This window comes from Streptomyces sp. NPDC048392, assembly GCF_043200575.1.
GTDB lineage: Bacteria > Actinomycetota > Actinomycetes > Streptomycetales > Streptomycetaceae > Streptomyces.
Map to the genome: position 1 here is coordinate 148,347 of NZ_JBICYB010000014.1, position 24,366 is coordinate 172,712.

General features: G+C 71.3%; 27 protein-coding genes. 23 read left to right on the top strand and 4 right to left on the bottom strand.

The genetic code is table 11. The annotated features are described in order from the left end of the window. The first annotated feature begins 44 nt into the window (after nt 1–44). From ACGFYH_RS20625 to ACGFYH_RS20640, 4 genes are all read left to right on the top strand, one after another. Nucleotides 45–446: an ATP-binding protein gene (locus ACGFYH_RS20625; protein ID WP_393804582.1), complete on the top strand. Its 402-nt coding sequence runs from the start codon at nt 45–47 to the stop codon at nt 444–446. Between the two features lie 112 nt (nt 447–558). Next, entirely contained in the window at nt 559–765 is a 207-nt protein-coding gene (locus tag ACGFYH_RS20630; protein WP_393804583.1) for a hypothetical protein, read from the top strand. Beyond that, the gene (locus tag ACGFYH_RS20635) at nt 762–1,484 is read left to right on the top strand and encodes a class I SAM-dependent methyltransferase (protein ID WP_393804584.1); all 723 of its coding nucleotides are present in this window, start codon (nt 762–764) and stop codon (nt 1,482–1,484) included. Before ACGFYH_RS20630 ends, ACGFYH_RS20635 begins: the two co-directional genes overlap by 4 nt. Then, a complete protein-coding gene (locus ACGFYH_RS20640; protein ID WP_393804585.1) occupies nt 1,481–1,909 on the top strand; it encodes a DUF6415 family natural product biosynthesis protein in 429 nt (142 codons plus the stop codon). The genes ACGFYH_RS20635 and ACGFYH_RS20640 overlap by 4 nt, the downstream gene beginning before the upstream one ends. 257 nt (nt 1,910–2,166) lie before the next feature. On the opposite strand, the gene ACGFYH_RS20645 is transcribed toward ACGFYH_RS20640, so the two are convergent. Further along, nucleotides 2,167–3,504 (bottom strand): hypothetical protein, encoded by a 1,338-nt coding sequence (locus tag ACGFYH_RS20645; protein ID WP_393804586.1) that lies wholly within the window; start codon nt 3,502–3,504, stop codon nt 2,167–2,169. A gap of 376 nt (nt 3,505–3,880) precedes the next feature. Here ACGFYH_RS20645 and ACGFYH_RS20650 point away from each other — a divergent pair, with 376 nt between their 5' ends. From ACGFYH_RS20650 to ACGFYH_RS20675, 6 genes are read left to right on the top strand one after another with little or no spacing between them, the layout of a single operon-like run. Next, nucleotides 3,881–5,131, top strand: a complete 1,251-nt coding sequence (locus tag ACGFYH_RS20650) for a TfuA-like protein (RefSeq protein ID WP_393804587.1) — start codon at nt 3,881–3,883, stop codon at nt 5,129–5,131. Next, nucleotides 5,131–6,279 carry a YcaO-like family protein gene (locus ACGFYH_RS20655; RefSeq protein ID WP_393804588.1) on the top strand — a complete coding sequence of 383 codons (1,149 nt, stop codon included), beginning with the start codon at nt 5,131–5,133 and terminating at the stop codon, nt 6,277–6,279. Before ACGFYH_RS20650 ends, ACGFYH_RS20655 begins: the two co-directional genes overlap by 1 nt. Beyond that, nucleotides 6,276–7,169, top strand: a complete 894-nt coding sequence (locus ACGFYH_RS20660) for a class I SAM-dependent methyltransferase (protein ID WP_393804589.1) — start codon at nt 6,276–6,278, stop codon at nt 7,167–7,169. The genes ACGFYH_RS20655 and ACGFYH_RS20660 overlap by 4 nt, the downstream gene beginning before the upstream one ends. Next, on the top strand, nt 7,166–8,170 hold the full coding sequence (locus tag ACGFYH_RS20665; RefSeq protein ID WP_393804590.1) for an NAD(P)H-dependent glycerol-3-phosphate dehydrogenase: 1,005 nt from the start codon (nt 7,166–7,168) through the stop codon (nt 8,168–8,170). The genes ACGFYH_RS20660 and ACGFYH_RS20665 overlap by 4 nt, the downstream gene beginning before the upstream one ends. A gap of 46 nt (nt 8,171–8,216) precedes the next feature. After that, complete coding sequence (locus tag ACGFYH_RS20670; protein ID WP_393804591.1) at nt 8,217–8,570, top strand: hypothetical protein; 354 nt, start codon at nt 8,217–8,219, stop codon at nt 8,568–8,570. After that, complete coding sequence (locus tag ACGFYH_RS20675) at nt 8,557–9,408, top strand: hypothetical protein (RefSeq protein WP_393804592.1); 852 nt, start codon at nt 8,557–8,559, stop codon at nt 9,406–9,408. Before ACGFYH_RS20670 ends, ACGFYH_RS20675 begins: the two co-directional genes overlap by 14 nt. Nucleotides 9,409–9,841: 433 nt before the next feature. Here the strand turns inward: ACGFYH_RS20675 and ACGFYH_RS20680 are convergent, their stop codons facing one another. Next, entirely contained in the window at nt 9,842–10,711 is an 870-nt protein-coding gene (locus tag ACGFYH_RS20680; RefSeq protein WP_393804593.1) for a class I SAM-dependent methyltransferase, read from the bottom strand. On the opposite strand from ACGFYH_RS20680, the gene ACGFYH_RS20685 reads away from it, so the two are divergent. Then, on the top strand, nt 10,704–11,021 hold the full coding sequence (locus tag ACGFYH_RS20685) for a hypothetical protein (RefSeq protein ID WP_393804594.1): 318 nt from the start codon (nt 10,704–10,706) through the stop codon (nt 11,019–11,021). The two genes, ACGFYH_RS20680 and ACGFYH_RS20685, sit on opposite strands and share 8 nt — an antisense overlap. Before the next feature lie 11 nt (nt 11,022–11,032). Here ACGFYH_RS20685 and ACGFYH_RS20690 read toward each other — a convergent pair whose 3' ends face one another. Then, nucleotides 11,033–12,271 carry an XRE family transcriptional regulator gene (locus ACGFYH_RS20690; RefSeq protein ID WP_393804621.1) on the bottom strand — a complete coding sequence of 413 codons (1,239 nt, stop codon included), beginning with the start codon at nt 12,269–12,271 and terminating at the stop codon, nt 11,033–11,035. Continuing rightward, complete coding sequence (locus ACGFYH_RS20695) at nt 12,183–12,365, bottom strand: DUF2690 domain-containing protein (protein ID WP_393804595.1); 183 nt, start codon at nt 12,363–12,365, stop codon at nt 12,183–12,185. The genes ACGFYH_RS20690 and ACGFYH_RS20695 overlap by 89 nt, the downstream gene beginning before the upstream one ends. Before the next feature lie 300 nt (nt 12,366–12,665). Between ACGFYH_RS20695 and ACGFYH_RS20700 the strand changes: the two genes are divergently transcribed. The 12 genes from ACGFYH_RS20700 to ACGFYH_RS20755 all read left to right on the top strand — a co-directional run bounded on the left by ACGFYH_RS20700 (nt 12,666) and on the right by ACGFYH_RS20755 (nt 24,242). Beyond that, nucleotides 12,666–13,937 carry a nucleotide sugar dehydrogenase gene (locus tag ACGFYH_RS20700; protein WP_393804622.1) on the top strand — a complete coding sequence of 424 codons (1,272 nt, stop codon included), beginning with the start codon at nt 12,666–12,668 and terminating at the stop codon, nt 13,935–13,937. Continuing rightward, complete coding sequence (locus tag ACGFYH_RS20705; protein ID WP_393804596.1) at nt 13,934–14,923, top strand: NAD-dependent epimerase/dehydratase family protein; 990 nt, start codon at nt 13,934–13,936, stop codon at nt 14,921–14,923. Before ACGFYH_RS20700 ends, ACGFYH_RS20705 begins: the two co-directional genes overlap by 4 nt. Beyond that, nucleotides 14,920–15,666 (top strand): polysaccharide deacetylase family protein, encoded by a 747-nt coding sequence (locus ACGFYH_RS20710; protein ID WP_393804597.1) that lies wholly within the window; start codon nt 14,920–14,922, stop codon nt 15,664–15,666. Before ACGFYH_RS20705 ends, ACGFYH_RS20710 begins: the two co-directional genes overlap by 4 nt. Further along, on the top strand, nt 15,663–16,895 hold the full coding sequence (locus ACGFYH_RS20715) for a glycosyltransferase family protein (RefSeq protein WP_393804598.1): 1,233 nt from the start codon (nt 15,663–15,665) through the stop codon (nt 16,893–16,895). The genes ACGFYH_RS20710 and ACGFYH_RS20715 overlap by 4 nt, the downstream gene beginning before the upstream one ends. Next, nucleotides 16,892–18,073, top strand: coding sequence for an N-acetylglucosamine-6-phosphate deacetylase (locus tag ACGFYH_RS20720; protein ID WP_393804599.1), 1,182 nt, complete (start codon nt 16,892–16,894; stop codon nt 18,071–18,073). Before ACGFYH_RS20715 ends, ACGFYH_RS20720 begins: the two co-directional genes overlap by 4 nt. Further along, nucleotides 18,070–19,176, top strand: coding sequence for a Gfo/Idh/MocA family protein (locus ACGFYH_RS20725; protein ID WP_393804600.1), 1,107 nt, complete (start codon nt 18,070–18,072; stop codon nt 19,174–19,176). The genes ACGFYH_RS20720 and ACGFYH_RS20725 overlap by 4 nt, the downstream gene beginning before the upstream one ends. Next, the gene (locus tag ACGFYH_RS20730) at nt 19,173–19,925 is read left to right on the top strand and encodes a 5-deoxy-glucuronate isomerase (protein ID WP_393804601.1); all 753 of its coding nucleotides are present in this window, start codon (nt 19,173–19,175) and stop codon (nt 19,923–19,925) included. The genes ACGFYH_RS20725 and ACGFYH_RS20730 overlap by 4 nt, the downstream gene beginning before the upstream one ends. 44 nt (nt 19,926–19,969) lie before the next feature. Further along, nucleotides 19,970–20,752 (top strand): SDR family oxidoreductase, encoded by a 783-nt coding sequence (locus ACGFYH_RS20735; RefSeq protein ID WP_393804602.1) that lies wholly within the window; start codon nt 19,970–19,972, stop codon nt 20,750–20,752. Nucleotides 20,753–20,816: 64 nt separating this feature from the next. Then, a complete protein-coding gene (locus ACGFYH_RS20740) occupies nt 20,817–21,956 on the top strand; it encodes a glycosyltransferase (RefSeq protein WP_393804603.1) in 1,140 nt (379 codons plus the stop codon). Nucleotides 21,957–22,031: 75 nt separating this feature from the next. After that, entirely contained in the window at nt 22,032–22,235 is a 204-nt protein-coding gene (locus tag ACGFYH_RS20745; RefSeq protein WP_393804604.1) for a hypothetical protein, read from the top strand. Nucleotides 22,236–22,551: 316 nt separating this feature from the next. After that, nucleotides 22,552–23,598, top strand: a complete 1,047-nt coding sequence (locus ACGFYH_RS20750; protein WP_393804605.1) for a phosphotransferase enzyme family protein — start codon at nt 22,552–22,554, stop codon at nt 23,596–23,598. 155 nt (nt 23,599–23,753) lie between these two features. Further along, a complete protein-coding gene (locus ACGFYH_RS20755; protein ID WP_393804606.1) occupies nt 23,754–24,242 on the top strand; it encodes an NUDIX hydrolase in 489 nt (162 codons plus the stop codon). The last annotated feature ends 124 nt before the right edge of the window (nt 24,243–24,366 follow it).

Here is a 24,366-nt window from a genome sequence, read left to right on the forward strand (position 1 = left end):
GGCGACCCGATTGACAATTTAATGCATCAGGTTCAAGCGCCCCCGTGTGGTCCCAGTCGTTTGCCCTGGCCCCGGTCAGCGTGCGACGGCTGCTCGGAGCGGCCCGCAGCCGCCTGGCCCTCAGGCAGTGGCCGGGGGACATCGGCTCTGCGGTCGAGGTGCTCGCGCGACTCGCGTTCAACGCCGTCGTGCACGCACAGCCCGCCCACGGTGCAGCGGCCCAGATGCACGTCCACCTCGCCTTCACCGACGGGGGAGGCCTGATCATCGACGTCGACGATCCTTCTCCCGGCTTCCCGGACGCACCGGCGGCCCTGCGCGGTGAGAAGGGCCGCGGCCTGCGCGAGGCCCGCCAACTCGGCGCGCACCTTGAGTGGTTCCTCGCCGCCGACGGACGCCGCAAGACGGTCCGGGCCACCCTGCGACCGGTGCAGGTGAGCACATGACCCGCCTGCCGGGCGGCTGGCACCGGTGGTGCCCGCAGGTGCTGACCTCCATGGCCGTCGCCGCCTTCATCATCCCCATCCCCATCCTCATCACCTATGGAAGCTGAGACCCATGCCCGAGGCAGCGGAGCAGCTGGAGGAAGAGCAACTCCCCACTCGCGCCCCCCAGGCCGCGCTGAACGCGCTGCCGACCTTCCCCGACGAACCCTCCGCCGTGAACTTCTTCGGTGTGCCGCACGGGGAAGTCATCGACCGGCGCTTCGACGCGGGCCGACTGCACCGCATCTGCGTCGTCGACGAGCCGGCCGGCACACCGTGACCGCCACTGTGCAGCGGCTCACCGCCGACGACTGGGACGCCCGGTACAGCGACGGCTGGCCGGCCCTGGTCACCGCCAAGGAAGCCGAACGCTTCCACCGGATGGTCCAGCCGCGCCCCGGGATGACCGCCGTCGATCTGGCTTGCGGCACCGGCAAGTGGACGCGGCAACTGGCGGCCTGGAGCGTACGCGTGACCGGCTACGACTACTCCACCGAGGCTCTGCGTCAGGCCGGCGCCGCAGGCGTGCGGGACGGACTGTCGTACGCGCGGTGGGACATCGACGCCGACCCGATCCCGCCCGGCCTCACGCCGGGAAGCCTCGACCTGGTGACCTGCCGTTACGCGCTTCCGTACCTGGAGCACGCCCGCCTGCTCACCGACGTGGGACGCTGGCTCACACCCTCCGGCGCTTTCTATGCCCTGGTCCGCGTGGCCCCTGCCCCGGACGCCGACGACGCGGACGTCGACCGTGGCGCCGAGGCGGCGGGCGACACCCCGCTGGAGCCGCCCTTCGACCGCGGATTCACCGAAGCCCAGATCAACGGCCTCACAGTCGGATGGGCCCACCACACGATGTACCAGCTCAACGCCCACAACCGCGCGATCGTGCTGCGCGGCTACGGCCACACCGCCATCGCGCCACGGGACATCGCAGATCAGACCGGCACGCTCCCCGCGCCGGCGGCAACGCTCCCTTCCCTCGAGGAGGCGCGATGACCAGCCCCGTCCCGGCCCCCGGCTGGACCCATCCCGTACGGGCAGCGGTGCTGCCCGGCACCCCAACGGGACTGCAGAGACTCCTTGAGAAGGTCCAGAACTGGGCGCCCTACGTCGACGGACTGCTGCTCGACGACGTCGCTGCGGTCCTGGACGACCACATGCCCGGCAAGGACGAGGTCGCCGAGCACGCCCAGCGACTCCGCGGCCACCTGACGCGCCTGGTGAACCTCGCGGTCGCCTCCAAGGTCGTCCAACGGGATCGAGAGGTGGCCGACCTCGTCGAACGGGGGCGTGAGCTCCGTTCGGAGGAACTGCCCGGCGACCATGGCCAGGCCGTCGGACACATACGGCGGATGGCGTGGACGCTGAACGAGCTGCTCGAACTGATGGTGAAGCACCAGTGCCTCAAGGCCGAGCCGTGACAGCGCTCGGTGCGCACCGAGCCAGACCCCATGAATAGCCCAGCGGAACGTCTCCGCTGACCCGACAGGCTCCCGGCGTCGGCGGCTACGCCTCTTTCCCCCGAGGGCTAGCCCCGGCGCCGGGTCGAACGGCTCTCCGGCGACGGCGGTCGGAGAGCACCTGTGTCCCGTCAGAAGCTGCGCGACACCTGGGACTTGAAGGATCGTCGGCTGGAGGCTCACGCGCAGTTTGTAGTCCGGCTGCGGATTCAGCCGGATCAGGCCGCCAGCACGTCCCGCAGCTCGCGTACGGCGTCCTCGCGGTGGTGGTGCGCGGGGATCGAGCGGTACAGGTCGAGCGCGCGGCGGTGGACGAGCCCGGTGCGGTAGGCGTCCGGGAGGCCGGCCATCACGGCGACCGTACGACGGCACGCCTGCTCGGGGTCGCCGTCATGGCGGACGCAGGCAGCCGCATCGATCTGGAGCAGGGAACGGGTCATCGTGCTGGTCGGCGCGGACAGTTCCAGCGCCCGGTTCTGGCTCTCGCGGGCACGGCCGGTCTCGCCGAGCGCGGTGAGCGCGTGGGACAGGTGCACATGGTGTTTCTGCTCGCCGTGGGTGAGCCAGGTGTCGGCCCGTGCGCCGGCGTCGAGTCGCTCCATGAACGTGTCGGCGGCGATGAGGGCGTCACGGGCCTGCTCCCTCTGCTGGGAGAGGGCATAGGCGCGGGCGGCGACGGCGGCCGCGAGGGTCGCCGCGGCGGTCGGACTGTCTCCGGCGGCCCGCCGGGCCTGCTCGGCAAGTTGGGCGGCAGCATGCGGAGCACCGTAGTTGAGGGGGACCATCGCCTCGCGCGCCCAGATCCAGGCGAGCAACTGCTTGTCGCCGGACTCCTGGGCTGCTGTTGCGGCAGTGGCGAACCAAGCCCGCGCGTGGCGCCGGGCGCCGAGGTCGTGCAGCACGATCGCCGTCATGCCAGCCATCTGTCCGGCGGTCCGGCACACCCGGATGCGGGAGGCGACCGGCTGAGGAGTGCTCAGGAGAGGACGGAGCTCGGCGAAGTCGCCCACGATGTCGGCTAACACCTGAGTGGGAGCCTGCCCGTGGTAGCCGTAGCCGTACGTCTCAGCCGCCGCCTCCAGGTCCGACAGGTCGGCCGGTTCGGAATCGGCGGTGAGCGCCAGGTCCAGGGACTGGCGGGTGTCGGCCAGGGCGCCGAGTGCCGCCCCGGTGAGGCCCGCGGCGAGCGCGCCGCGCAGCAGCCGGCGGCGGTTCATGGGGTCGTCTCCATCGTCGGACTCCAGATGGGGCTTGGGGGTGCTGTCCTCCCAGGGTCGCGCAGCGAGCCCGAGAAGTGCACCCGGAATCCGAAGTGCGTCCGCAACCCGAACGATTGTGTCAAGCGTGGTTATGGCCGCCTTGCCCCGCGCGATCAGGGAGACGCGCTCGGGCTTGATGCCGCACGCGACGCCGATCCGGTAGTAGCTCACCCCGTGGCTGTGCGCCAGGGCGAAGAGCATCGGAAAGTCGTGCTCGCGGGCGGCTTGGACGAACTGTGGATCGTTCAGCAGATGGGGCGGCACCTGGGCTGGTGACGTCTGTAAGTCGTCCACCACGATTAAGTCCCCCTCGGCTACCGCAGAGTGACGGAGCGTCAGCCCTGACGATACCCCCCCGGTGGGGGGCCCATGGTGGGGCTTACCGGCTTCGGCGGGCCCGGATTGACTGGCGGACGCCAACAGGCCGCGCCGGTCCGGGCGGCCGCTGAACTCCGCTCTGTAGGAGGAGCCATGTCCAAGTCTGCTGCCGCTGCGGCGGCTGCCACCACCGCGGTGGAGGAGCCCTCGGAGGCCGCCGAGATCGTGGTCGTCGCCGAGGACGTCGAGAACGACGACCCGTTCGTTCCCTGACCCGCAGCATCCCCAGGGTGTTCCTCCCCGTGTCCCACAGGGCCGGGGAGGAACACCCCTCCCGTTTGACTCTGGAGGAGTCGTGCACCACGTGTTCGTCGGGCCGACGCTGCCGAGGTCCGAGCCGGTGCTGTCGGCGCCCGAGGTCCGGGTCTGGCCACCGATCCGGCATGGCGACCTGTTCGACCCCGCTGTCCGCGACGGCGACACCGTCGTGATCATCGACGGGGTGTATCACCAGGCGCCGGCGCTCAAGCACAAGGAGATTCTGGCCGCGATGGGCCGGGGCGTTCGGGTGATCGGTGCGGCGAGTATCGGCGCGCTGCGGGCCGCCGAACTGGACACGTTCGGGATGCTCGGGGTCGGCGCCATCTACACCGCCTACGCCCAGGGCGAGATCAGCGGTGACGACGAGGTGGCCGTCGGCCAGGCCCCGGACGGGAACCGGGAGGCGCTGACCTGGCCCCTGGTGAACCTGCGCCACGCCCTGGAGCTCGCACGGGCGGCCGGCGTCCTGGACGAGGCGCGGGCTGAGTGGCTGCTGGCCGCGATGCGTGCCGTGTACTACCCCCAGCGCACCACAGCGGCCGTGCGTGCCGTCTGCCAGCGCCAAGCGGAGGCCGAGTTCGCCGATTGGCTTGCCCAACAGCGCGAACGCGACCCGTACTTCGGCGACCTCAAGCGCCTGGACGCCCTCACCGCCGTGCATGCCGCCCTCGGCGACCTGGGCCCGACCGGAGCCCCGCCCCCTCCGGTGACCTGGGACTCCTCGTACTTCCGGGCCTGGTCCAACCACTTCGCCCTGTCCCGGGTCGACGGGCTGGAGCTGTCCACCGCTGCCCGTGTCGTTTATCAGCAGGCGTTCGACCCAGACTTCCGGGGGCGGTGGGCTGACTTCCTCGCCCACCGTTCCCGGCATCCAGCCCCCGGCGGCGCGGGCCTGCCGCTGCCCGAGCGGCTTGAGCAGGCCACCGGCGGCTCGCTGCCCGCGCACCGGGTCTTCCACCCGGCACTCGACCTGCACGACGCGGCGACCGTCACCGTGCTGCTGGCCGGAGAGACCCACGACGACCGCCTGGCCGTCGCGCGGTATACCGACGCGCTCGCCGCGTACCGCAGTGAGCGGCCCGGGGCTGCGGCGGTTTCCGACGCCGTCGCCCGTCGGGTCCTGCTCCAAGTGTGGGGCTGCCGGCCGAAGGCGCTCAATGCGCAGGCGTCCGCCCGCGGCCTGATCAGCGCGGCGTACGCCATCGAGGCGGTCAAGCGACTCGTGCCCGGATACCTCGCTGAGGTCAAAGAAGCGATTCGAGCAGAGCAAGGAGGCGATCGGTAGTGGGCGGTGACGACCTGGTGGAGCTGCCCGGCACAGTGCGTGCCCGGGCCCCCGAGCAAACTTGGGAGCTGCTGGCCGGACGGCTGGATGAGTACGGGATCACCCGGGTCGCAGACCTGACCGGCCTCGACTGCATCGGGCTGCCGGTGTGGACGGCGATCCGCCCCGCCTCCCGCACCCTGTCCGCGTCGCAGGGCAAGGGCGCCACCGCCCTGCTCGCAAGGATCTCCGCGACGATGGAGGCCATCGAGCTGTGGCACATCGAGCAGCCGCTGCCCGTCGCCGCGCACGGACCCGCCCGGGAGATCGGCTCGCACTGCCCCCTCGACGCCCTGCCGCTGACCGTGCCGTACGACGCGAGCGTGCTGGAGCGGATGGTCTGGGATTGGACGGCGGGCAGAGGCCTGGTGAGCGGAGACAAGGTGCTGGTGCCTGTCGACGTCATGCGCCGGCGAGTGCAGCGGCCGGAGTGGAGCCCGGATCTGCTGCGGGCCACCAGCACCGGCCTGGCCTGCGGTACCACCCGCGACGAGGCGCTGCTGCACGGCTTGTTCGAGGTCGTGGAGCGCGATGTCCTCTACCGCGACGGGCAGTCGGGCGGACGCGGGCGGACCCTGATCGCCGCCGACACCGTCGATGATCCGTACGCCCGGGAGGTCATCAGCTGCCTGGCGGCGGCGCAGATGGCGCTGGAGATCGCGCTGGTGGACGGACCATACGGGCTGCCGGTCGTCCTGGCCTACGTGTGGTCGGAGGACCTGCCGATGGTGTTCGCCGGAGGCGGCTGCCACACCAGCCCCGTCATCGCCCTGACCCGGGCGCTGACCGAGGCCGCGCAATCGAGGCTGACGGTGATCTCCGGGACCCGCGACGACCTGCCGAGCGAGCCCGCCTCCGCTGACCGCGTCCCCGTCTTCCGTCCAGCACAGCGCACCGGACTCGCCGACTGGCCACAGACCACGGCCCGCTTCGCCCCGGCCCGCGGCGGCTTCGCCGACCAGGTCGCCGACATCGCACGCCAAGTTCAGCGCGTCACCCGTCACGAACCCCTGGCCCTAGACCTGTCCGACCCGGCAGGCCCCGTCCACGCCGTACAGGTCGTCGCCCCCGGTACCCGCTCCCGGATCACAAGGTCGATGCCCCGATGACCCACCACCCCGCCCGCGCGGCTGCCCCCGGCGCTCCGTCACCCGGAGCGCCGGCGATGGCGGCCGCGTTCGAGACCTGGCACACCGCGCGGGCCGACGCACCGCTCGTCGCCCGTCTGTACGCCGAGGCGATGGGCGACGCCTATCCGCACGAGGTCGCCGCGAACAGTTCGTGCGACTGGCCGCTGCTGGAGTTGCTGGCCGCCCGGCTCCGGCTGACGCCCGGCCAGCTCCTGGTCGACGCGGGCTGCGGCACCGGCGGGATCGGACTGTGGCTGGCCCGAGCCCTTTCCGTCCGCCTGGAGGGGATCGACGTGGCGGCGGCCGCCATCGAGCAGGCCACCGCCCGCACCACCGGGTTCGTGCCTGCCGACCGCGCCGTATTCCGCGTCGCCCAGCTGGAGGCCACCGGCCTGTTCGACGGCTGCGCCCACGGGGTGGTGTGCGTGGACGCCCTCTCCTTCGCCACCGACCGGGCCCGCGCGCTGCGCGAACTCGGCCGCGTCCTGGCGCCCGGCGGACGGCTCGCCCTCACCCGGGCAGTCCGGGGCAACGCCGATCTGGACTTCGAACACCACGCCCGGGTCGCCGGGCTCGTCCTGGAGCACGTCGACGAGCGCCCGGACGAACCTGCCACGTGGGAGAGAGTGTTCCGGCTGTGGATCCGTCACGCAGCCGCCCTCACGCGCGAGCTCGGCGCCGCCCAAGCACAGAACATGCTGGCCACCGCGACCCGCATGCTTCCCCTGCTGCCCGGACGGCGCGCGGTCCTGCTGACCCTGCGCCGCCCCGCGGCAGGCCGCTCGGCAACTGCTGCGGCCGATACGATGACCGGGCTCGGCCACCCAGACGGCGGCCGCGTACCGGATGACGAGAGGACCCAGCCGTGAGCCAGCACGCCCGTGCGGCGGTGTTCAGCGCAGGGTCCTGGGGTACCGCCGCAGCGGTGATCCTCGCCGACGCCGGCACCCGCGTCGTCCTGCACGCCCGCCGCGGCGAGATCGCCGACGCGATCGTCTCCGGCCACCGCAACCCGGACTACTTCCCGGACGTCGAACTGCCCGCCACGATCACCGCCACAACCGACCCGGCCGCCGCGCTGGACGGAGCCGCCTATCTCGTGCTGTCCGTCCCCGCGCAGTCCCTGCGCCGATGCCTCAAGGCGTGGACGCCGTACATCGAGCCCGAGACGGTAATCGTCTCGCTCATGAAGGGCATCGAGACGCACAGCGGTCTGCGGGCCAGCGAGATCATCCGCGAGGTGACCGGCGTGGGCGCCGAGCGGGTCGCGGTGCTCTCCGGGCCGAATCTGGCGCGGGAGATCATGGCAAGGCAGCCTGCGGCCGCCACCATCGCCTGCCCCGACGAGGACACCGCACGGGCCTTCCAGGCGGCTTGCCACACCCCGTACTTCAGGCCCTACACCTCCACCGACGTGATCGGCTGCGAGATGGGCGGCGCGCTCAAGAACGTCATCGCGCTCGCGGTCGGCATCGCCGCCGGAATGGGCCTGGGAGACAACGCGACAGCCCTGATCATGACCCGGGGTCTGGCGGAGAGCATCCGGCTGGCCACCGCGATGGGCGCGCAGCCGGTCACCCTCTCCGGGCTGTCCGGCATGGGCGACCTGGTGGCCACCTGCTCCTCCCCGCTCTCCCGAAATCGTACGTTCGGCACATACCTCGGCAGCGGCCTGAGTGTCGACGAAGCCGCCGCCGCAACGAAGCAGACGACCGAGGGCGTCAAGAGCGCCGAGGCGATCCTCGACCTCGCGCACGCCCACGGCATCGACATGCCGATCACGACCGTGGTCACCGCCCTGCTGACCGGCAAAGTCAACCTCGCCGAGGCCGTCGCCCAACTGATGCAGCGGCCCCCCAAGCCCGAATAGCGGCCGCCCCACCACCCCTTTCCCTCCCGTCGGAGGTTCCTCAGCCATGTCCCCAGCCTTACCGACCGCTGCCCAACTCGCCGTGACCCTGGCCCTGGTGGCGTGGATGATCACCGGATTCACCCGCAGGCCCGGACGCTGGATGCGCTACCCCCTGTTCTCCCGGGCCACCTTCGTGATCGTCACCCTCACCGGCACCAAGGACGGCCGAACCGAACCCGTCAACCCGTACGCCTTCCTCAGCCCGGGGACGTTCCTGCTGCCCCCGCCCCAGCTCCAGACGGTCATCAACCACCTGATCAGCACCGGCCGGTACGACCGGATCGACGGGGACGGCCGTGTCCTGTCCGTCAAGGGCGAGCAGCCGATCGAGGTGAGGGACAGCCGTGTGGTTCTTTGACGCCCTCACGTCCGGCTTCCGCAGCCCGACCGATCCCGGACGGCTCCAGCTCTTCCGCATCGTCTACGGCAGCGTCCTCGCCGCGCGGTTCGCCCTCGCCTTCGGACAGGGCGGCTGGAAGACGTTCGCCCCCGGATCCCTCAGCCTGAACATCGCCAAACGGCGCTTCGGCCCCCGGCGAGGCCACCTCCTCGCCGGCGTCTACCGGCCCGTGCTGATCCTCCGTACGGCCGCCGCTGGCACCCTGGCCGCCGGGCTCGCACCCAGGCTGTCCCTCCTGCTGGTCCTGGCCGGGGCCGCCATGGAACTGCTCTACCTCAAGAGCCCGAGCGCCGTGCGCTTCACGCTCCTGACCGGCGCGTGCCTCCTGGTCGCCGGAGACCTCGGCCACGGCCTCCGCATCGACCACCACCCCAGTACGGCCAACACCTGGGCCCAGGCGCTCCTGGTGATCGTCACCACCGACCTCTACTGGAACAGTGCCTTCCAGAAGCTCCGATCCCGCCAGTTCCGCACCGGCCTCTTCCTCGCCCAGTGGATGCACGCCTACACCCAGCTCAAGGATCAGCTCCCCTACCGTCGCCAGCACGCCATCCCCACGATCGTGCACCGGCACACGGGCAACCTCACCACCCGGGATATCCGCCTGTGGCACCTGGTCGCGGTCACCGTCATCGCCGCCGAGATCGCACTGCCCATCGTGCTGCTCATCCCGTCGGTCACGCCGTACGCCGTCGCCGCCGGCATCGGGATGCATACGGCGTTCACCTGTCTCAAGCCGCGCCAGCTCCTGACGTTCTCGGGACTCTCGGTCGGCTCCTACACAGCCTTCGCCTGACTCATCCGCCCAGCGGCCGGGACGGCGAAGACTCAGCCCGAGGTACGTGGAGCTATGGGTGAGGCAATCCGTGCGTCGGCAGGGACCGCAGCCGGAGGGCCGACCGCGGGTCATTCTCGGTGGCGCATCACGATGACGTCGTCGGGCCAGGCGGTCAGCGCGGTGCCCTCTTGGCGGGCGATGTCGTGAGGGTCTGCGCTGCCTGCCCGCGTGTCCCTTCCTCGGCGAAGTAGCGGGCAATGCGCCGATGGCCGCCGGGCAGGTAGTGCAGGGCTGAGGTTCCCCCGCTGCGCGAGAGGTGCTGATCAGCTGGTCAGGAGGGGGTGACGGGGTTTCAGGTTCACTGCGATCCAGGCAGCGGCATGGCGAACCTCCAGGCAGGGAAACGAGGCGGGCGGGGACGCGGTGGGGCGCCCGTAGACGTCGTGAGGAGTCAGGGGCGGCGGGCGATCAGGACGTCGAAGCGCGCGTTCTCGATCAGGACGTCCGCCTCAGCGTGTTCGGTCAGCAGGGCGAGAGCCCGCTCCTCGAACTCCTCCAGTCGGTCGCCGAACAGCGGACGGGAGGCGAAGGACGTCGAGTACAGGTAGCCGATCACCGTCTGCGGGGTCCAGGGCCGCTCGATGGGGATGGCGTGTTCCTCCACGTCTGCGAAGGCGGACTCGGCGAGGATCTCCCGGTAGGGGCGGTCGTGGGCCGCATAGGTCTTGTCCTTGCCCGCCCGGCGTTTGTTGCCGGTGTACTCCTGGATCAGGGACCGCAGGGCGTCTGTCCATGCCGAGCGGGCCGTCCAGAGGCTGCCGTCCCCCATGACGACGACGGACGCGTCCTTGGCCGTGCAACCGGCGAGCAGCGACAGTACGGCCGGCTGGTCCATCCAGTGGAGCGCGCGGCAGACGGTGACCATGTCGGCCGCCCACTCTGCGTGGGGCGGGACGAACTCCTCGGCCGGCTTATTGTGCAGACGAACCGTCGTGTCGGTCAGTCCGGCCAGGGCCTTGTCGGCCTCCCCGAGCATGCCGGGGTCTCGTTCAACGACATCGATCTCGGCGAAGGCCTCGTGCAGGGCAACGGGCACTTGACCCGTTCCCGAACCGAGGTCGAGGAGGATCGGATGCTGCTTGCCGGCGACCGTCTGGCTGAGCAGACGGACGGCAGCCTCGGGGATGCCGGGCCGGTAGGCGGCGTAGTAGGGGGCGGTGTCTGCGAACTCGCTCATGATGTTCTCCTGGTGAGGGGGCGAGGACTCAGTGGCCTGCTCGACGTGGGTGACCGCGGTGTCCAGGTCGGGCACGGTGCTCACCCGTCCGGGGTGGGCGACCAGCAGCCGCCGGGCCGTGTGGCCTGGAGACCGCAAGGACTTCGGCTTCGGCGATGTGAAACTCGCCCCCGCGCTCGGATCCGCCCTGGGCTGGTACGGCTGGGGAGTCCTGCTGATCGACGCCTTCGCCGGATACCTGCTCAGTGCGCTCTACGGCGTCGGCCTCATCCTCGCGCGTCGCGCCCGGACGCAAATCAGCGATCCGTTCGGCCCGTTCCGCATCGCCGGAGTACTCCTGACTCCTTGGCTCCCACGCTCTGTGAACGGGGAAGTCCAGGTGACGCCGGGTTGAACGGCTTCACGCTATGCGGCAGCGAGCTGGAGGAGTTCCGGAACGCCCTGGGCGCGGGTGTAGGGCTGGAAGCGGGGGAGTAGGTCGTCGACGAGGCTGACGCAGCGGGGTGCGCCGATGCGGCGGGCCAGGAGCAGGGATTGGGTGGCGGCGGCTGCGGCGGGCTCGGGTTCCTGCAGGTCGAGGTAGCTCGCGGCGCGGTAGGCGAGGAACACGCCTCGGGTTTTGTCCCGGGCTGTGGGCAGTAGGCGTTCGCCTTCGGTGATGAGCTGGTGGGCGCGGCCGGTGTCGCCAAGGTCGAGGAGGGCCTGGCCGGAGTCCACGGCAACATCGGCCTCGGACACCCAGGCGCACCAGGAGGGCCGGTCGGTGCCGGCGTCGCTGAGGTGCTGTTCGGCCGCGGCAAGGGCGCGCAGCACGTTGCGTCGTTCGCTTCTGTCGCCTCGTGCGGCGAGGGTGCGGGCGAGGCGTAACTGGAGCAGGCAGCGTGCGGCGGGGTTGTGGGCGCGGGTCAGGGCGTGGTGGAGGATGCTGGCTGCGGTGGTGTGGTCGCGACGCCAGGCGGCTTGGTAGGCAAGGTCGCCCAGGAGGCCGGCGCCCATGTCGTGGTCGCCTGCGGCGTGGGCGTTGTGAAGGCCGGCGATCCAGTTCTGACTGGCGTGAGTGTGGCGGCCCTGGTCGAAGCGGTGCCAGGCGACGGTTTGAGAGAGGGAGGCCGCCAGGGTGTGCAGACGCAGCCCGAGGGCGGGTGTGTAGCGGCCGTGTTCGAGTAGTTCGGTCACCGTGGACAGGTGGGCATCCAGCAGCACCGCGGTGTGCTGGCGCTGCTCGGTGGCGTGACCGGCGAGTTCCTGCGTGGTGTTCTCCAAGAAGACGACGAAGTCCTCGCCGATCGGTTTGCCGTCGCGGGCCTGGGCGAGTGCGCTCACAGGGCCAGCGGCCCAGTCCGCAGCCAGCGCGGACAGGGCGGCGCCGGAGATCGTAAAGAAGGTGCGGCGTTCCATCGCTGTTCGCAGGGCCTCTCTCAGGGCGGGCACGGAGCTGTGGGGTCCAAGCGAGACCACACCGTCGGCGGTCAGCGGCACCCAGTTCGGCCAGTCGTCGGCGCGGACGATGTCCGCGGGCCAGCCGAGCGCTTCGGCGATGTAGATCTGGGATTCCTCATTGGGCTTGACGCCGCGTTGCCATTTCCGCACCCGCGCCTCGTCCGTGCCAGAGCGCAGACCACGCCGGGCGGCAGCGGCACGGATACCGGAGACGAACTGCTCCATCGTCATGCCGAGCGCGAGGCGCGCCACAACCAGCGGGTGACGGGCGGTCTCTTCCACGCCTCCATCCAATCACTCAGCGCACAGGACTGGTGACTCCTTCGCGGAAGCGGGACCCCTGCGGGACCCCCACCAACTGGTCGACGAAGTCGAACAGTTGAGCCCATCCTCGTCCTGTCCCCCGGCTGTGACCAAGGCATTCAGCGGCCGACGGCGGCGAATCCACCTGCGCAAGCCCCAGGCGGGCTACGCACATCCCCTTGTCGAGCGTGAGGAGACCCAGATGGTCAGTGCGTTCTTACCCGCGGCGACGCTCACGGCGAACGCGGTCGGGGCCGTTGCCCAGAAGGCCAGTTGCCCCCCTGGCTTGAGTTCCCTGCGCGTCCTGGTGGTCGGTCAGGGCTACGTGGGGCTGCCGCTGGCGGTACGCGCCGCTGAGACGGGCCACCGCGTGGTGGGTTTCGACACCAGCGCGCAGCGGGCTGAGTCTCTGGCGTGCGGCAGTTCGCCGGTCGAAGACGTCACCGCGGCGCAGCTGGGCCCGGTACTCCGTGACGGCACGTACCTGCCCACCGCATCACCGGACGATGCAGCGGGGTTCGACGTGGCCGTGATCGCGGTGCCGACACCGCTACGTGACGGCGTCCCCGACCTGTCGTACGTACTCGCGGCCGGCCGGACCGTCGGCCGCTACCTACGGGAAGGGGCGCTGGTGGTACTGGAGTCCACCAGTTACCCCGGCACCACCCGAGACGTGCTGGGCGCCGTACTGGAGGAGGTCTCCGGGTTACGGATGGGCAGCCAGTTCGCCCTGGGGTTCAGCCCGGAACGGATCGACCCCGGTAACCGGCTGTGGACTCTCGCGACGACCCCGAAGATCGTGAGCGGCATCGACAACGCGTCGCTGGAACGCACAGCCGCCTTCTACAGCGGCCTGGTCGAGCGCGTAGTTCCGATGGGCCGGTGCGAGGAGGCCGAACTCGCGAAGCTGTTGGAGAACACGTTCAGGGCCGTGAACATTGCACTGGTCAACGAGCTGGACGAGGTGGCCCGCGACATCGGCCTGGACCTCCGCGCGGCGCTGGAGGGCGCCGCGACGAAACCGTTCGGCTTCATGCGCTTCAACCCCGGCCCCGGCATCGGCGGTCACTGCCTGCCGATCGACCCGGTGTACCTGTCGTGGTGGGCGGCTCAGGCACGCGGCCAGGGCTCACGCCTGATCGACCTCGCCCAGCAGATCAACGCTGCCCGCCCCGCCTACGTGGTGAACCGGGTGGATGAACACCTCGCCACTCGGGGCCAGCCGCTGGAGGGCGCGAGGGTGCTCTTGCTGGGCCTGGCCTACAAGCCCGGCAGCAGCGACCTGCGCGAGTCCCCAGCGCTTGAGGTGGCCCACCTGCTGGCGGCTCGCGGCGCGCGAGTCAGCGCGGCAGACCCCTTCGTAGACCCGGCCGCCGCCACGGCGGTGCTCGACGGCATACGACTGGTCTTCGCGAGCGACGACGAACTGGTCGCTGCGGACGCCGTGGTGTTGCTGACCGACCACGAGGTCTTCGACTACGACCGCGTAGTCGCCCGTTCCCCCTTCGTGCTGGACTGCCGGGGCCGGCTGGCGGACCGGCCCGCCGCCACCGTGGAGCAACTGTGACCGGCGGACTGCGGGTCATCGTCACCGGCGGCGCCGGCTTCATCGGGTCGAATCTGATCTCGTGGCTGCTGCGCCATCCGGCGATCGGCCGGATCACCGTCGTGGACGACCTGTCCACCGGCAGTACGAGCCTGCTGGGCGGCGATCTGGCGGACGTCGACTTCCGGCGGGGCAGTGTCCTCGACGAGGGCCTCCTCGATGCGGCGATGGCCGGCGCGGACGCGGTGGTGCATCTGGCCGCGCTGCCTTCCGTACCCCGCTCGGTGGCCGACCCCGTAACCACCCACCACGTGAACGCGACCGGCACGCTGCAGGTCCTGGAGGCCACGCGCCGCGCCGACGGGCCGCTGGTGGTAGCGGCCTCCTCGTCATCGGTCTACGGCGCCCAGCCGGTCCTGCCCAAGGTCGAGACCAGCCGGGCGATGCCGCTCAGCCCGTACGCGGTATCGAAGCTGGCGACGGAGGCGTACCTCGGCGCCTACCACGCCTGCTACGGGCTGCCAGTGTTGCCGCTGACGTTCTTCAACGTCTACGGCCCCCGGCAGCGGGCCGGTCACCCGTACGCGGCCGTCGTCCCGGTCTGGATCGACGCCGCCCTGTCCGGCCAGCCCGTCACCGTCCACGGTGACGGCACCCAGACCCGCGATCTGACGTGCGTGGACACGGTGTGCGAGGTGATCACGACAGCGATCACCGGCCGGGTGGTCTCGCAGTGGCCGGTCAACCTGGCGCTGGGCACCCGGACGTCGCTGCTGGACCTGGCCGGCCTGTTGGGCGAGATACTCGGCACCGGGCTGCGGGTCGAGCACGGCCCGCCCCGGCCCGGCGACGTGGCCCACTCCCAGGCTGCCCCCGCCCGGCTGCTCGAACTGTTCCCCGGGACGCGCGCGGTTCCACTGCGCGAGGGCCTGGAACGCACGGTCGCCTGGCACCGGCAGACGCGCTCCGATACCCGCTCGTACACCGATGCCGGGGGCAGCCGGTGAACATCCTGATGTACCACCTGGTGCAGGACCTGCCCGGCCCGATGGCCGTGCCTCCCCGGCACTTCCGGGAGCAGATGGAGTTCCTGGCCGGCGGCCCGTACACGGTGGTCACCGAGGACGACCTGCACGCGATGCTCGCCCGAGGTGTGCCCCTGCCGGCGAACGCGGTGCTAATTACGTTCGACGACGGCTACGCCAACACCACGACCACCGCGCTGCCTGTGCTGGAACGGCTCGGCCTGCCCGCGCTGTTAGCGGTGTGCGGCGGCTACCTCGGCGCCGAGCGGCCCCGCCACGTACCGCATCCGGTGCAGGAGATGGCGGACCTCGACCAGATCCAGCTGTGGGCGGCGTCCGGTCGGGCCGTCGCCGCCCACAGCTACACCCACCGCAAGCTGACCGGGCTCAGCGATCGGGCGCTGGCCTGGCAGACGGCCGGCGACCACGAAATCCTCACCGAACTCCTGGGCCGCCCGCCGCGAACGTTCGCCTATCCGTACGGCGCGTACGACGCCCGCGTACAGCGGGCCGTCGCCGAGTTGTACCCGCTGGCGCTGGCCACCGACGACCACCACTGCCCTGACCTGCGCCACCCGTACGCGCTGTCCCGCATCCAGGTCGCCCCCGGCTGGAGCCTGGACGCCTTCCGTACGTCCCTGGACAGCCACACCGACCCCGCCGCCGCACAGCGCGCCGCCCGCGCGGCCGACGCTCGCACCACGCCCGAGGAGGCCCGCCGATGACGAACACCGGCGCCCGCACCATCGCCCTGTACTGGCACAACGGCCGTTCCCTCGGGCATACCTCCCGCACCGCGAAGGTCGCCCAGTACCTGCTGCGCTCACCGCAGCCGTACTCGATCGCGGGGATCACCGGCGCCTACCGCGGGCTGGACCTCCTCCCGCCGGAGGTGGACGTCATCAAGATCCCCTCCTTCGCCAACTTCGACGACCCCGACGGGTGGAACCTCCGCGCGCGCCTGGCCATGGACGCCGAAACCCTCCACCAGGCCCGAACGGACCTCATCACGGCTTTCCTCGGCCACTACCGGCCCGAGGTGCTGATGAGCGACCACATCCCCCGTGGCACGGACGACGAACTCGTGCCCGCGCTGGAGGCCCGCTACGCGACGCACGCGGTCCTGAGCCTGCGCGGGATCCTCCTCAGCAAGGAGAAGACGGCACGGAAGTACTTCGGGATGCACGGGCGCGGGCCGTGGCTCTTGGACCACTACTGCCAGTTCAACATCCACACCCACCCCGAGGTATTCGACCTCGCCGACTACTACGACATCCCGCCGGAAGCCGCCGGCCGTCTGCACTACACCGGTTACCTCGCCGAGCCGTACACCCTGCCCCCTGACCAGGCCCGTGCGCAGATCGGTGTCGGCGGCGACGAGCGGCTGATCGTCGCCGCGATGGGCGGCGGCCAGGGGGCCGGGGACATCTGGCGGGCCCTGGCGACCGCGCTGCGCGAGCGCCGCACCATGTTCGACCGGGCCTTGCTGGTCACCGGCCCCTACCTGGAACCCGCGGACCAGCGTGCCCTGGCGCAGCTGTGGGAGGACGACCCCTTCGTGGAGATCCGGACGTACGAGCCGGACCTGCTGCCGTGGATGCGGGCCTGCGACGTATTCGTCGGCGCGGCGGGGTCGAACATGCTGGGGGAGGTGCTGGCCACCGGGGCCAACGCGATTGCCATCCCCCGGCAGGTCAGGGAAAGCGAACAGCTGGTCCACGCCCGGCGCCTGGACGAGCTGGGCCTGCTGCGGAAGGTCGACCTCCCGGACGCACTCGGCGGCGCGCTCACCGGCGCGGTGGCCGTCGCCCTCACCGAGCCGCTGTCCCCGGACGGTACCCGCTACCTCTGGGACGGCGGAGCCTACGACCGACATCTACCCGGCGGCCCTGGCGGCACCGCCTGCGCCTGCACCACGACCCCGGCCACCGCCGCCGTGGGAGGACACGCGTGAGCGGCACGGGTTGTGCGGTCGTGCACTCCGGCACGGTGGTCCATCCCGCGCCCGGGCGCGGTGACGGCGGGGATGTGGTGATCTGCAGGGGCGTCGTGAGCCGCGCCTGCCCCCACGATCCGGTACCGGTCGACGCCGACGGGCTGCTGGTCACCCCCGGCCTGGTCGACATCCACGTCCACGGCGCCGCCGGCCACGACCTGACCGAGCCCAACCCCGCCGCCTGGCGGACCGTCCTCGACAGGCACCTGTCCGCCGGCACGACCACCGTGCTCGCCACCCTGGCAAGCACGTCCAAAGAACGGACGGCCGCCGCACTGGCCACCGCCGCCGCCCTGATCTCTCACGGGCACGCCCCGACGCTCGCCGGGGTCCACCTCGAAGGCCCGTGCCTGGCCCCCGAGCAGCGCGGCGCACACGACCCCGCCCACCTGCGGACGCCCCGGCAACTGCTGGCGGAGCTGACACCGCTGCCGCCAGCGCTGCACATGGTGACCCTCGCTCCCGAACTGCCGGGCGCCAACGAACTGATCACCCATCTGGTCGGCGGGGGAGTACGGGTGTCCGCCGGGCACAGCGCCGCCACCGGCGAGGACCTGGCCGAGGCCCGCTGGCTCGGTCTCAGCCACCTCGCCCACCTGTGGAGCGGCCAGTCCACGCTGACCCGCCCCGCCCTGCACCGGGTCCCCGGCCTGCTGGAGTACTCGCTCGCCTCCGGCGAGGTGAGCGCCGAGGTCATCGCGGACGGCCACCACCTGCCCGCCGCCCTGCTGACAATCGCCCTGCGCTGCCTGGGACCCGAGCGGCTGTGCCTGGTCTCCGACGCCACCGCCGGGATGGGACTCGCCCCCGGCAGCACCTTCCGCACGGGGGCGAGCCGCGGGCGCGTCCACGACGGCTACGCCGCCACCACCGACCACACCAGCCTGTGCGGCGGCGTCACCCCGCTCGCGGCTGGCGTGGCCCGGATGCGGGAACTGACCGCCGCTCCGGTCGAGGACGTGCTGACGATGGCGACCGCCACCCCGGCACGTACGGCGGGCCTGTACCCGCGCAAGGGCAGCCTGCTGCCTGGCGCGGACGGCGACGTCGTCCTGTTCAGTCCCGACTTGAGCGTGCGGGCGGTCGTCCTCGGCGGACACCTGCTCAGCTCCGCCGGCGCGGAGCGTGTCCGGTGACGGGGCAGCTGCGGGTGGTGCTGATCGGAGCCGGTACGCGGACACGGAAGGTCTACGGCCCCTGGCTGTCCGGCCTGCCGCCCCACCAGGACCAGCCGGTGAGGCCGCTGGCCGTGGTGGACACCGATGCCCGGGCCGCCCGCGAGGTGGCCGCCGCACTGCCGGACGCAGCGCCCGCCCGCCCGCAGGACCTGGACCGCATCCTCGTGGGCGACCGGCCCGATCTGGTGGTCGTCGCCACCCCCGACGCATCCCACCGCGACTACGCGGCGCAAGCCCTCGCCGCGGGCATTACGACGCTGGTGGAGAAGCCGCTGGCGACCACCGCCGAGGACGCCTTCGCCCTCGTGCACGCCGACGCGACCTCTCCCGGACGCCTGCTGGTGGGCCACAACCTCCGCTTCACCAACCTCCACCGCGAGGTCCACGCCCTCCTGGCCGACGGACGCATCGGCACCGTGACCAGCGCGGACTTCCGCTACACGCTCAGCCCCTCGCACACCCGCAGCTACTACACCCGCTGGCACCGCATACGCGCCGCCTCCGGCGGCCTGGAAGTCACCAAAGCCTCCCACCACCTCGACCTGCTGGCCTGGTGGCTGGGCGCCCCGCCGTCCGCGGTCACCGCCCAACTCGAGCGCCGCCACTACCTCCCCGGCACCGACGCCATCCCGGCCGACGCCGACATCCACGACAGCCTGAACGCCCGGATCGAGTACACCTCCGGCGCCACCGCCCGCTACACGCTGACCCCCAACGCCCCCACCGAGGGCTACACGTGCACCCTCACCGGCACAGCAGGAGTCTGCACTGTCCGCTACGACGCCCGCTCCGGACCTCACACCGTGCACCTGCACCCCGCCCCCGGAGGCGGCACGCGCCGACAGGTGGCCCGGGAGGACGGAACCCACGCGGGCGCGGACCGCCGGATGCTCGCCGCCCTGACCCACGCACTCCAGCAACCACCCGGCGCCCCCGCGCAGTTCGCCACCCCGGCCGAGGCGGCACTCGCCGTCGCCACCGGCACCGCCATGTACGACTCCAGCCGCCAGGGCCGCCGCCTGCCCGTACCCCAGCCCCACACACTCGGAGAGCCACGATGACCCCAGCCACCGTCCGTACCCCCAACGGCCTGGACCTGACCCACCACCGCCTCGCCCCGGGCGCCCGCCTCGAACTGGACACCCGCCCCGAGCAGGAGAGTGCGCTGATCCTGCTCGGCGGACGACTCACCACCACGCTGCCCGACGGCAACCACGTCGCCGAACGTGCCGACCCCTTCACCGCGCCGGCGACGGGCTGGTACATGCCGCCCGGCACGGCCATCACCGCAACGGCTGGCCCCGACGGCGCAGACGCAGTCGAGGTGCACGCCCCGGTCACCGGGCGACTGCCCGAAACCGGAAAGGTCACCGAGATCACCGCGCCCGAGCGGGAAGTCCGCGGCCACGGATCGTTCGAACGGCACGTCACCACCCTGCTGACCCCGCCGCGCACGTCCGGCCTGCTGCTCGGCGAAACCCTCGCCCTCGACGGCCGCTGGTCCACCTACCCGCCCCACCGCCACCAGCACAGCAACCCGCCCCACGAGACCGCGCTCCAAGAGGCGTTCGCCTTCCGGGTCCACCCCGACACCGGCTTCGGCGTCCTGCTCACGTACGACGACAGCGTCCGCGACGCTCACCCCACGGTGATCACCGACACGTCCCTGGCCGCCGTCCCCAGCGGCTACCACACCATCGCCGCCGCCGGCGGCCACGACCTCTACTACCTGTGGGCCGCGCACGGGACCACCGACACGCACCTGGCCCTGCACACCGACCCGGCCCACGCCTGGCTCCTGGACTCCTGATCCGTACGCCTGCTCCACCCACCTGCGATGAAGGGAAAACACCCGTGAGTACACCGTCCCTCAGCAACTCCTCCCCGCGAGGTCTCGCCGTCGTCACCGGCGCCAGCGTCGGTATCGGCCGGGCGAGCGCCGAGGCCCTGGAGAAGGCCGGATACACGGTCATCGCCGCCTCCCGCCGGCTGACCACCACGCCGTCGGCGGCCACCGGCATCACGACCCACGAACTCGACGTCACCGACGCCGACTCGGTGGCCGCGCTGGAGCGCACCGTCACCGAGCACCCCGTCCCGCTGACGCTGCTGGTGAACAACGCCGGTATCCCCACCCACGCCGCCACCATCGCCGACAGCGACATCGCCGACTGGCGCGGCACCTACGAGACCAACGTCGTCGGCACCGTCCAGATGACCCAGGCCCTGCTGCCCCACCTGATCCGCAACCGCGGCGACGTCCAGTTCATCGGCTCCACGGTCGGCCGCGTCGGCTACGAGCGCGGAGCCGCCTACGCCGCCAGCAAGTTCGGGCTGACCGCACTCGTGCAGACCCTGCGCCTGGAGCTGAACGGCCAGCCCGTGCGTGTCACGGAGATCGCGCCAGGCATGATGCGCGGCGACGAGGCCGGCGGCGAGTTCATGCGCACCCGGTTCAACGACGACGAGCAGGCGATCGCCGCCGTCTACCAGGGCGTCGAACACCCGCTCACCCCCGAGGACATCGCCGAGTGCGTGGTGTGGTGCGCCACCCGCCCGAAGCACGTCGACATCGACCTGATGGAGCTCCGGCCCCTGGCCCAGGCCGCCCAGCACAAGGTGCACCGCACCAGCTGACCCCTCCGCCGGCCGGGACCTGTCACCGGGTCCCGGCCCCCGGCCCGATACCAGGGAGACCGTCATGTCCTCTGCACAGCCCTCCACCACCCGCGTGGTGATGATCCTGCGTCACTTCACCGTGGGCGGCCTCGAACGCGTTCTGCTCTCGCACGTCCGCATCCTGCTGGACGCCGGACACCAGGTCACCATCTGCGTCCTGGACCCCGGCCGCGACAACGCGCTCGTCGCCGAACTCCCCTCACCGGCCCGGCTCGTGATCGCACCCCGCGACCGCCTGGCCCGCATCGCCTTCCTCGCCCGCCTGGTCCGCGGCACCACGGTCCTGCTCCAGTTCGGCGACGGCCGCCTGTACCCCTCCATCCGCCCAGCCCTGCGCACAGCGCGCACCGTCGTCCGCTTCTGCCACTCCGACTACTCCCACCTGCGCACGAAGGCGAAGAACCGCCTGGACCGGATCCTGGCGCGCTCGGAGGACAGCATCGTCGCCGTCGGCGGCCGTTCCACCCGCTTCCTCCTCGACGACGTCGGCATCCCGGCCAGCAAGGTCACCACACTGACCAACGCCACCGAGCCCCGCACCACCGTTCCGCCCCCGCCCTGGGATTGGGCACGCGACCCCTACTACGTCGCCGTCCAGAGCCTCTACCCCCACAAGGGCCACGACGCCCTTCTGCGCGCCTTCGCCCACGTCCTCGACCACGCCCACGAGCCCGTCCGCCTCGTCATCATCGGCGATGGAGACCAGACGATCCCCCTGCGCCTGCTCGCCGACCGCCTCGGCATCACCGAACACGTCGTCTGGCTCGGCGCCGTATGGCACAAGGACCTCGTGGACAGCGTCCTGGCCGGTGCGCGGGCCTTCGTGTCGATGTCGCGCTTCGAAGGCGTGCCGATCTCCATCCTGGAAGCTCGCCAGCACGGCCTGCCCCTGGTGCTCACCGATATCCCCGGCCACCGCGACGGCGCCGGCTCCTCTCCGGCCGCCCTCGTGCCGGTGGACGACACCGAGGCGTTCGCCCAGCACATCCTCGCCCTGCTCCGCGACCCCGGCCCCCACCGGCCCGACGCCACCGCTCTGCAAGACGCATGGGAGTGCTACGCCCGAGAGTTCCTCGGCATCGTCGTACCCGCACCCCGCACCGGCCCGCCCACACACCAACCGGCTTCCGAAACCGGAGCTGGGAGAGGGCACCACCGGTGAACAGCGGCCTTCCTACCCCCGGTCCTCTACCTCTCCTACAACCGAGCCGGGAAATCGATCGTCCCCGCCGTCAACTTGGTCTCCAACCTCGGATTCGGGCCCGATGCCACCCACACCACCAACACCGGCGACAGCGAAGCGGTACTCCCCTGTACCGCCGTTCCCACCCCACTGGCCCACCCCGCCACTCACGACATCGACGCCACCCAGGACCGCCTGTACCGCCAGCGCTTCCCGATCCCCGACGCACTACGCGGCCCCAAGCACCCGGGGGCATGAGCCGGCCGGAATGACCGCCTCCTCCTGATAGCGTCGTAATCACTCCACATCCCCGCCCGCGGCCGCAGACCCCCAGGGCAAGCATCAGTGGGACAGCTACCGCGACGGCTTCCTCACCATCGCCGCCGCCTGCGCCTCCCCCAGCACCGAACCCCAGCAGCAGAACACCACGTACTCCTGATCACCAGCGCAATCGATCCTCCGCGCGACGGTCGTGCCAAGCGGTCACCAGAAACGGTGCATTCCCGCGCCAGACCGACCAGCCCCCGGCCGGCCCTCGCTACGCTCCCGCCCACTCCGACCACCAAGGAAGTCCGTGAAGTCGTTCTCCCAACTTCCCCACGCCACACAACTCGACCGGCTCGAAGAACAAACCCGGGCCGCGCTGACCCAGCACTACGGACTCGACGGGGCCGCCGTGCGGATGGAGGTCCAGCAGTACGAGGACAACGCCGTCTGGCGCGTCACCCCGCCAGGCCAAGAGTCCTACGTCGCCCGCCTGTCCGTCCGCGACGGCCGCCCCGCCCACCAGCAGCGCAGCGAGATGCGATGGCTGGAGAGCCTGGCCGCGTCCCGCACCGTCGCCGTCCCGGAGCCCGTCACCACCACCGGCGGCCACTACGTGGTCCCGCTCGAGGTCCCCGGCCATGACGAGCCGTCCACCCTCGCCCTATTGCACTGGCTCCCCGGCACAGCAGAGCCCCCCTACCGCCAGCCCGGCGTGGCAGAACAGATGGGCAGCACGACCGCCTACCTACACGAGCACGCCGCGACGGTGCCGCTGCCGGAGTTCGACCGGCCAGTCTGGGACGCGGAGACGATCCTCCTCAAGGGACACGCCCTCACCGATCCAGCCGCCCGGGAACAGCTGGGCGCCGAAGGCACCGATGTGCTCCGGAGAGTCGCCGAGTCGATCACCCCGGCACTCCACGAGGGAGGGCCGGAGGACCGCGGGCGTATCCATGGTGACCTGCACCGCGAGAACATGATCGCGCTGCCCGGCGGCGGCATCGGCGTCATCGACTTCGATGACTGCGGTACCGGCCACTACCTGCTCGACATCGCCACCGTGCTCTCGTCCGTCCACCGGATCGCGCGGAAGGAACCAGGCACATACGAGAAGTTCGCTCGCGACTTCCTGGCCGGCTACACCCAGGTTCGACCCCTGCCAGCAGATTTCGCCCGGCTCCTGGAGCCTTACCTGCTGCTGCGCGACGTCTTCATCCTCAACTTCGTCACCACCGCGGCACCGGTCAACTCCGGTGTCGCCTCGTGGGGGCCCGCCCGCATCGCTGGCATCGTGGCGAACATGCAGGCGTACGGGGAGGGAGCGCCCTACCCGGGCACCCTCGCTTCCACGTAGGGCTGCCGACGAAGCCCAGCTGAGCCCGGTGACGGGATGCAACCCGAGGCTCGGTGCTACCTGATCAGCGGTTCCTGGATTGGGAACAACCGATCAGCCGCCGAGCGCCCCGACGCAGCCCGCGCAACCACTCCGTGGCTGCCACACTCGCCACCATGACGACCCCCACTCCACCCTTGCGGGAGGCCGCCCGCGCCATCGTTCTGGACACCGACCAGCAGGCCCGCGTCCTGCTGCTGCGTTACGACGAGGGCGGCGGCTTCTGGGCGACCCCCGGCGGCTCCTTGGAGGACGCCGACGAGGGAGACCACGCCGCAGCGGTGCTCCGCGAGATGGGCGAGGAACTCGGTGTCCTTGAGGAGGCGATCGAGCTCGGGGGCCAGCTCGCGGAGCGCAGCAAGGAGCACCTGGTCGGCGGGCGCGAAGTCCGCCAGGTGGAGAAGTATTTCCTCGCTCGAATCTCCGCGGCCGCCATCGACCCGGCCCGGGCGTCGCACTCCGATAACATCCGCGAACACCGCTGGTGGACCCTCACCGAACTGAACGCCACGGACGAAACGATCTACCCGCTCGGTCTCGCCGACCTGGTGACCGGCGTCCTCGAACACGGTGCACCCGTCCGCCCCGTCGTCCTGGACGGATGATCCTTCCACGAGCGGTCCGGGGCATCGGTCGTAAGTCCATGACGCCCGCTGGACGCCTCTGGGTATGGCGGCAACGAGGAGCTGCCTCCGGCGCAGCGGATGTGGGTCTCGAACACGGAGCGGA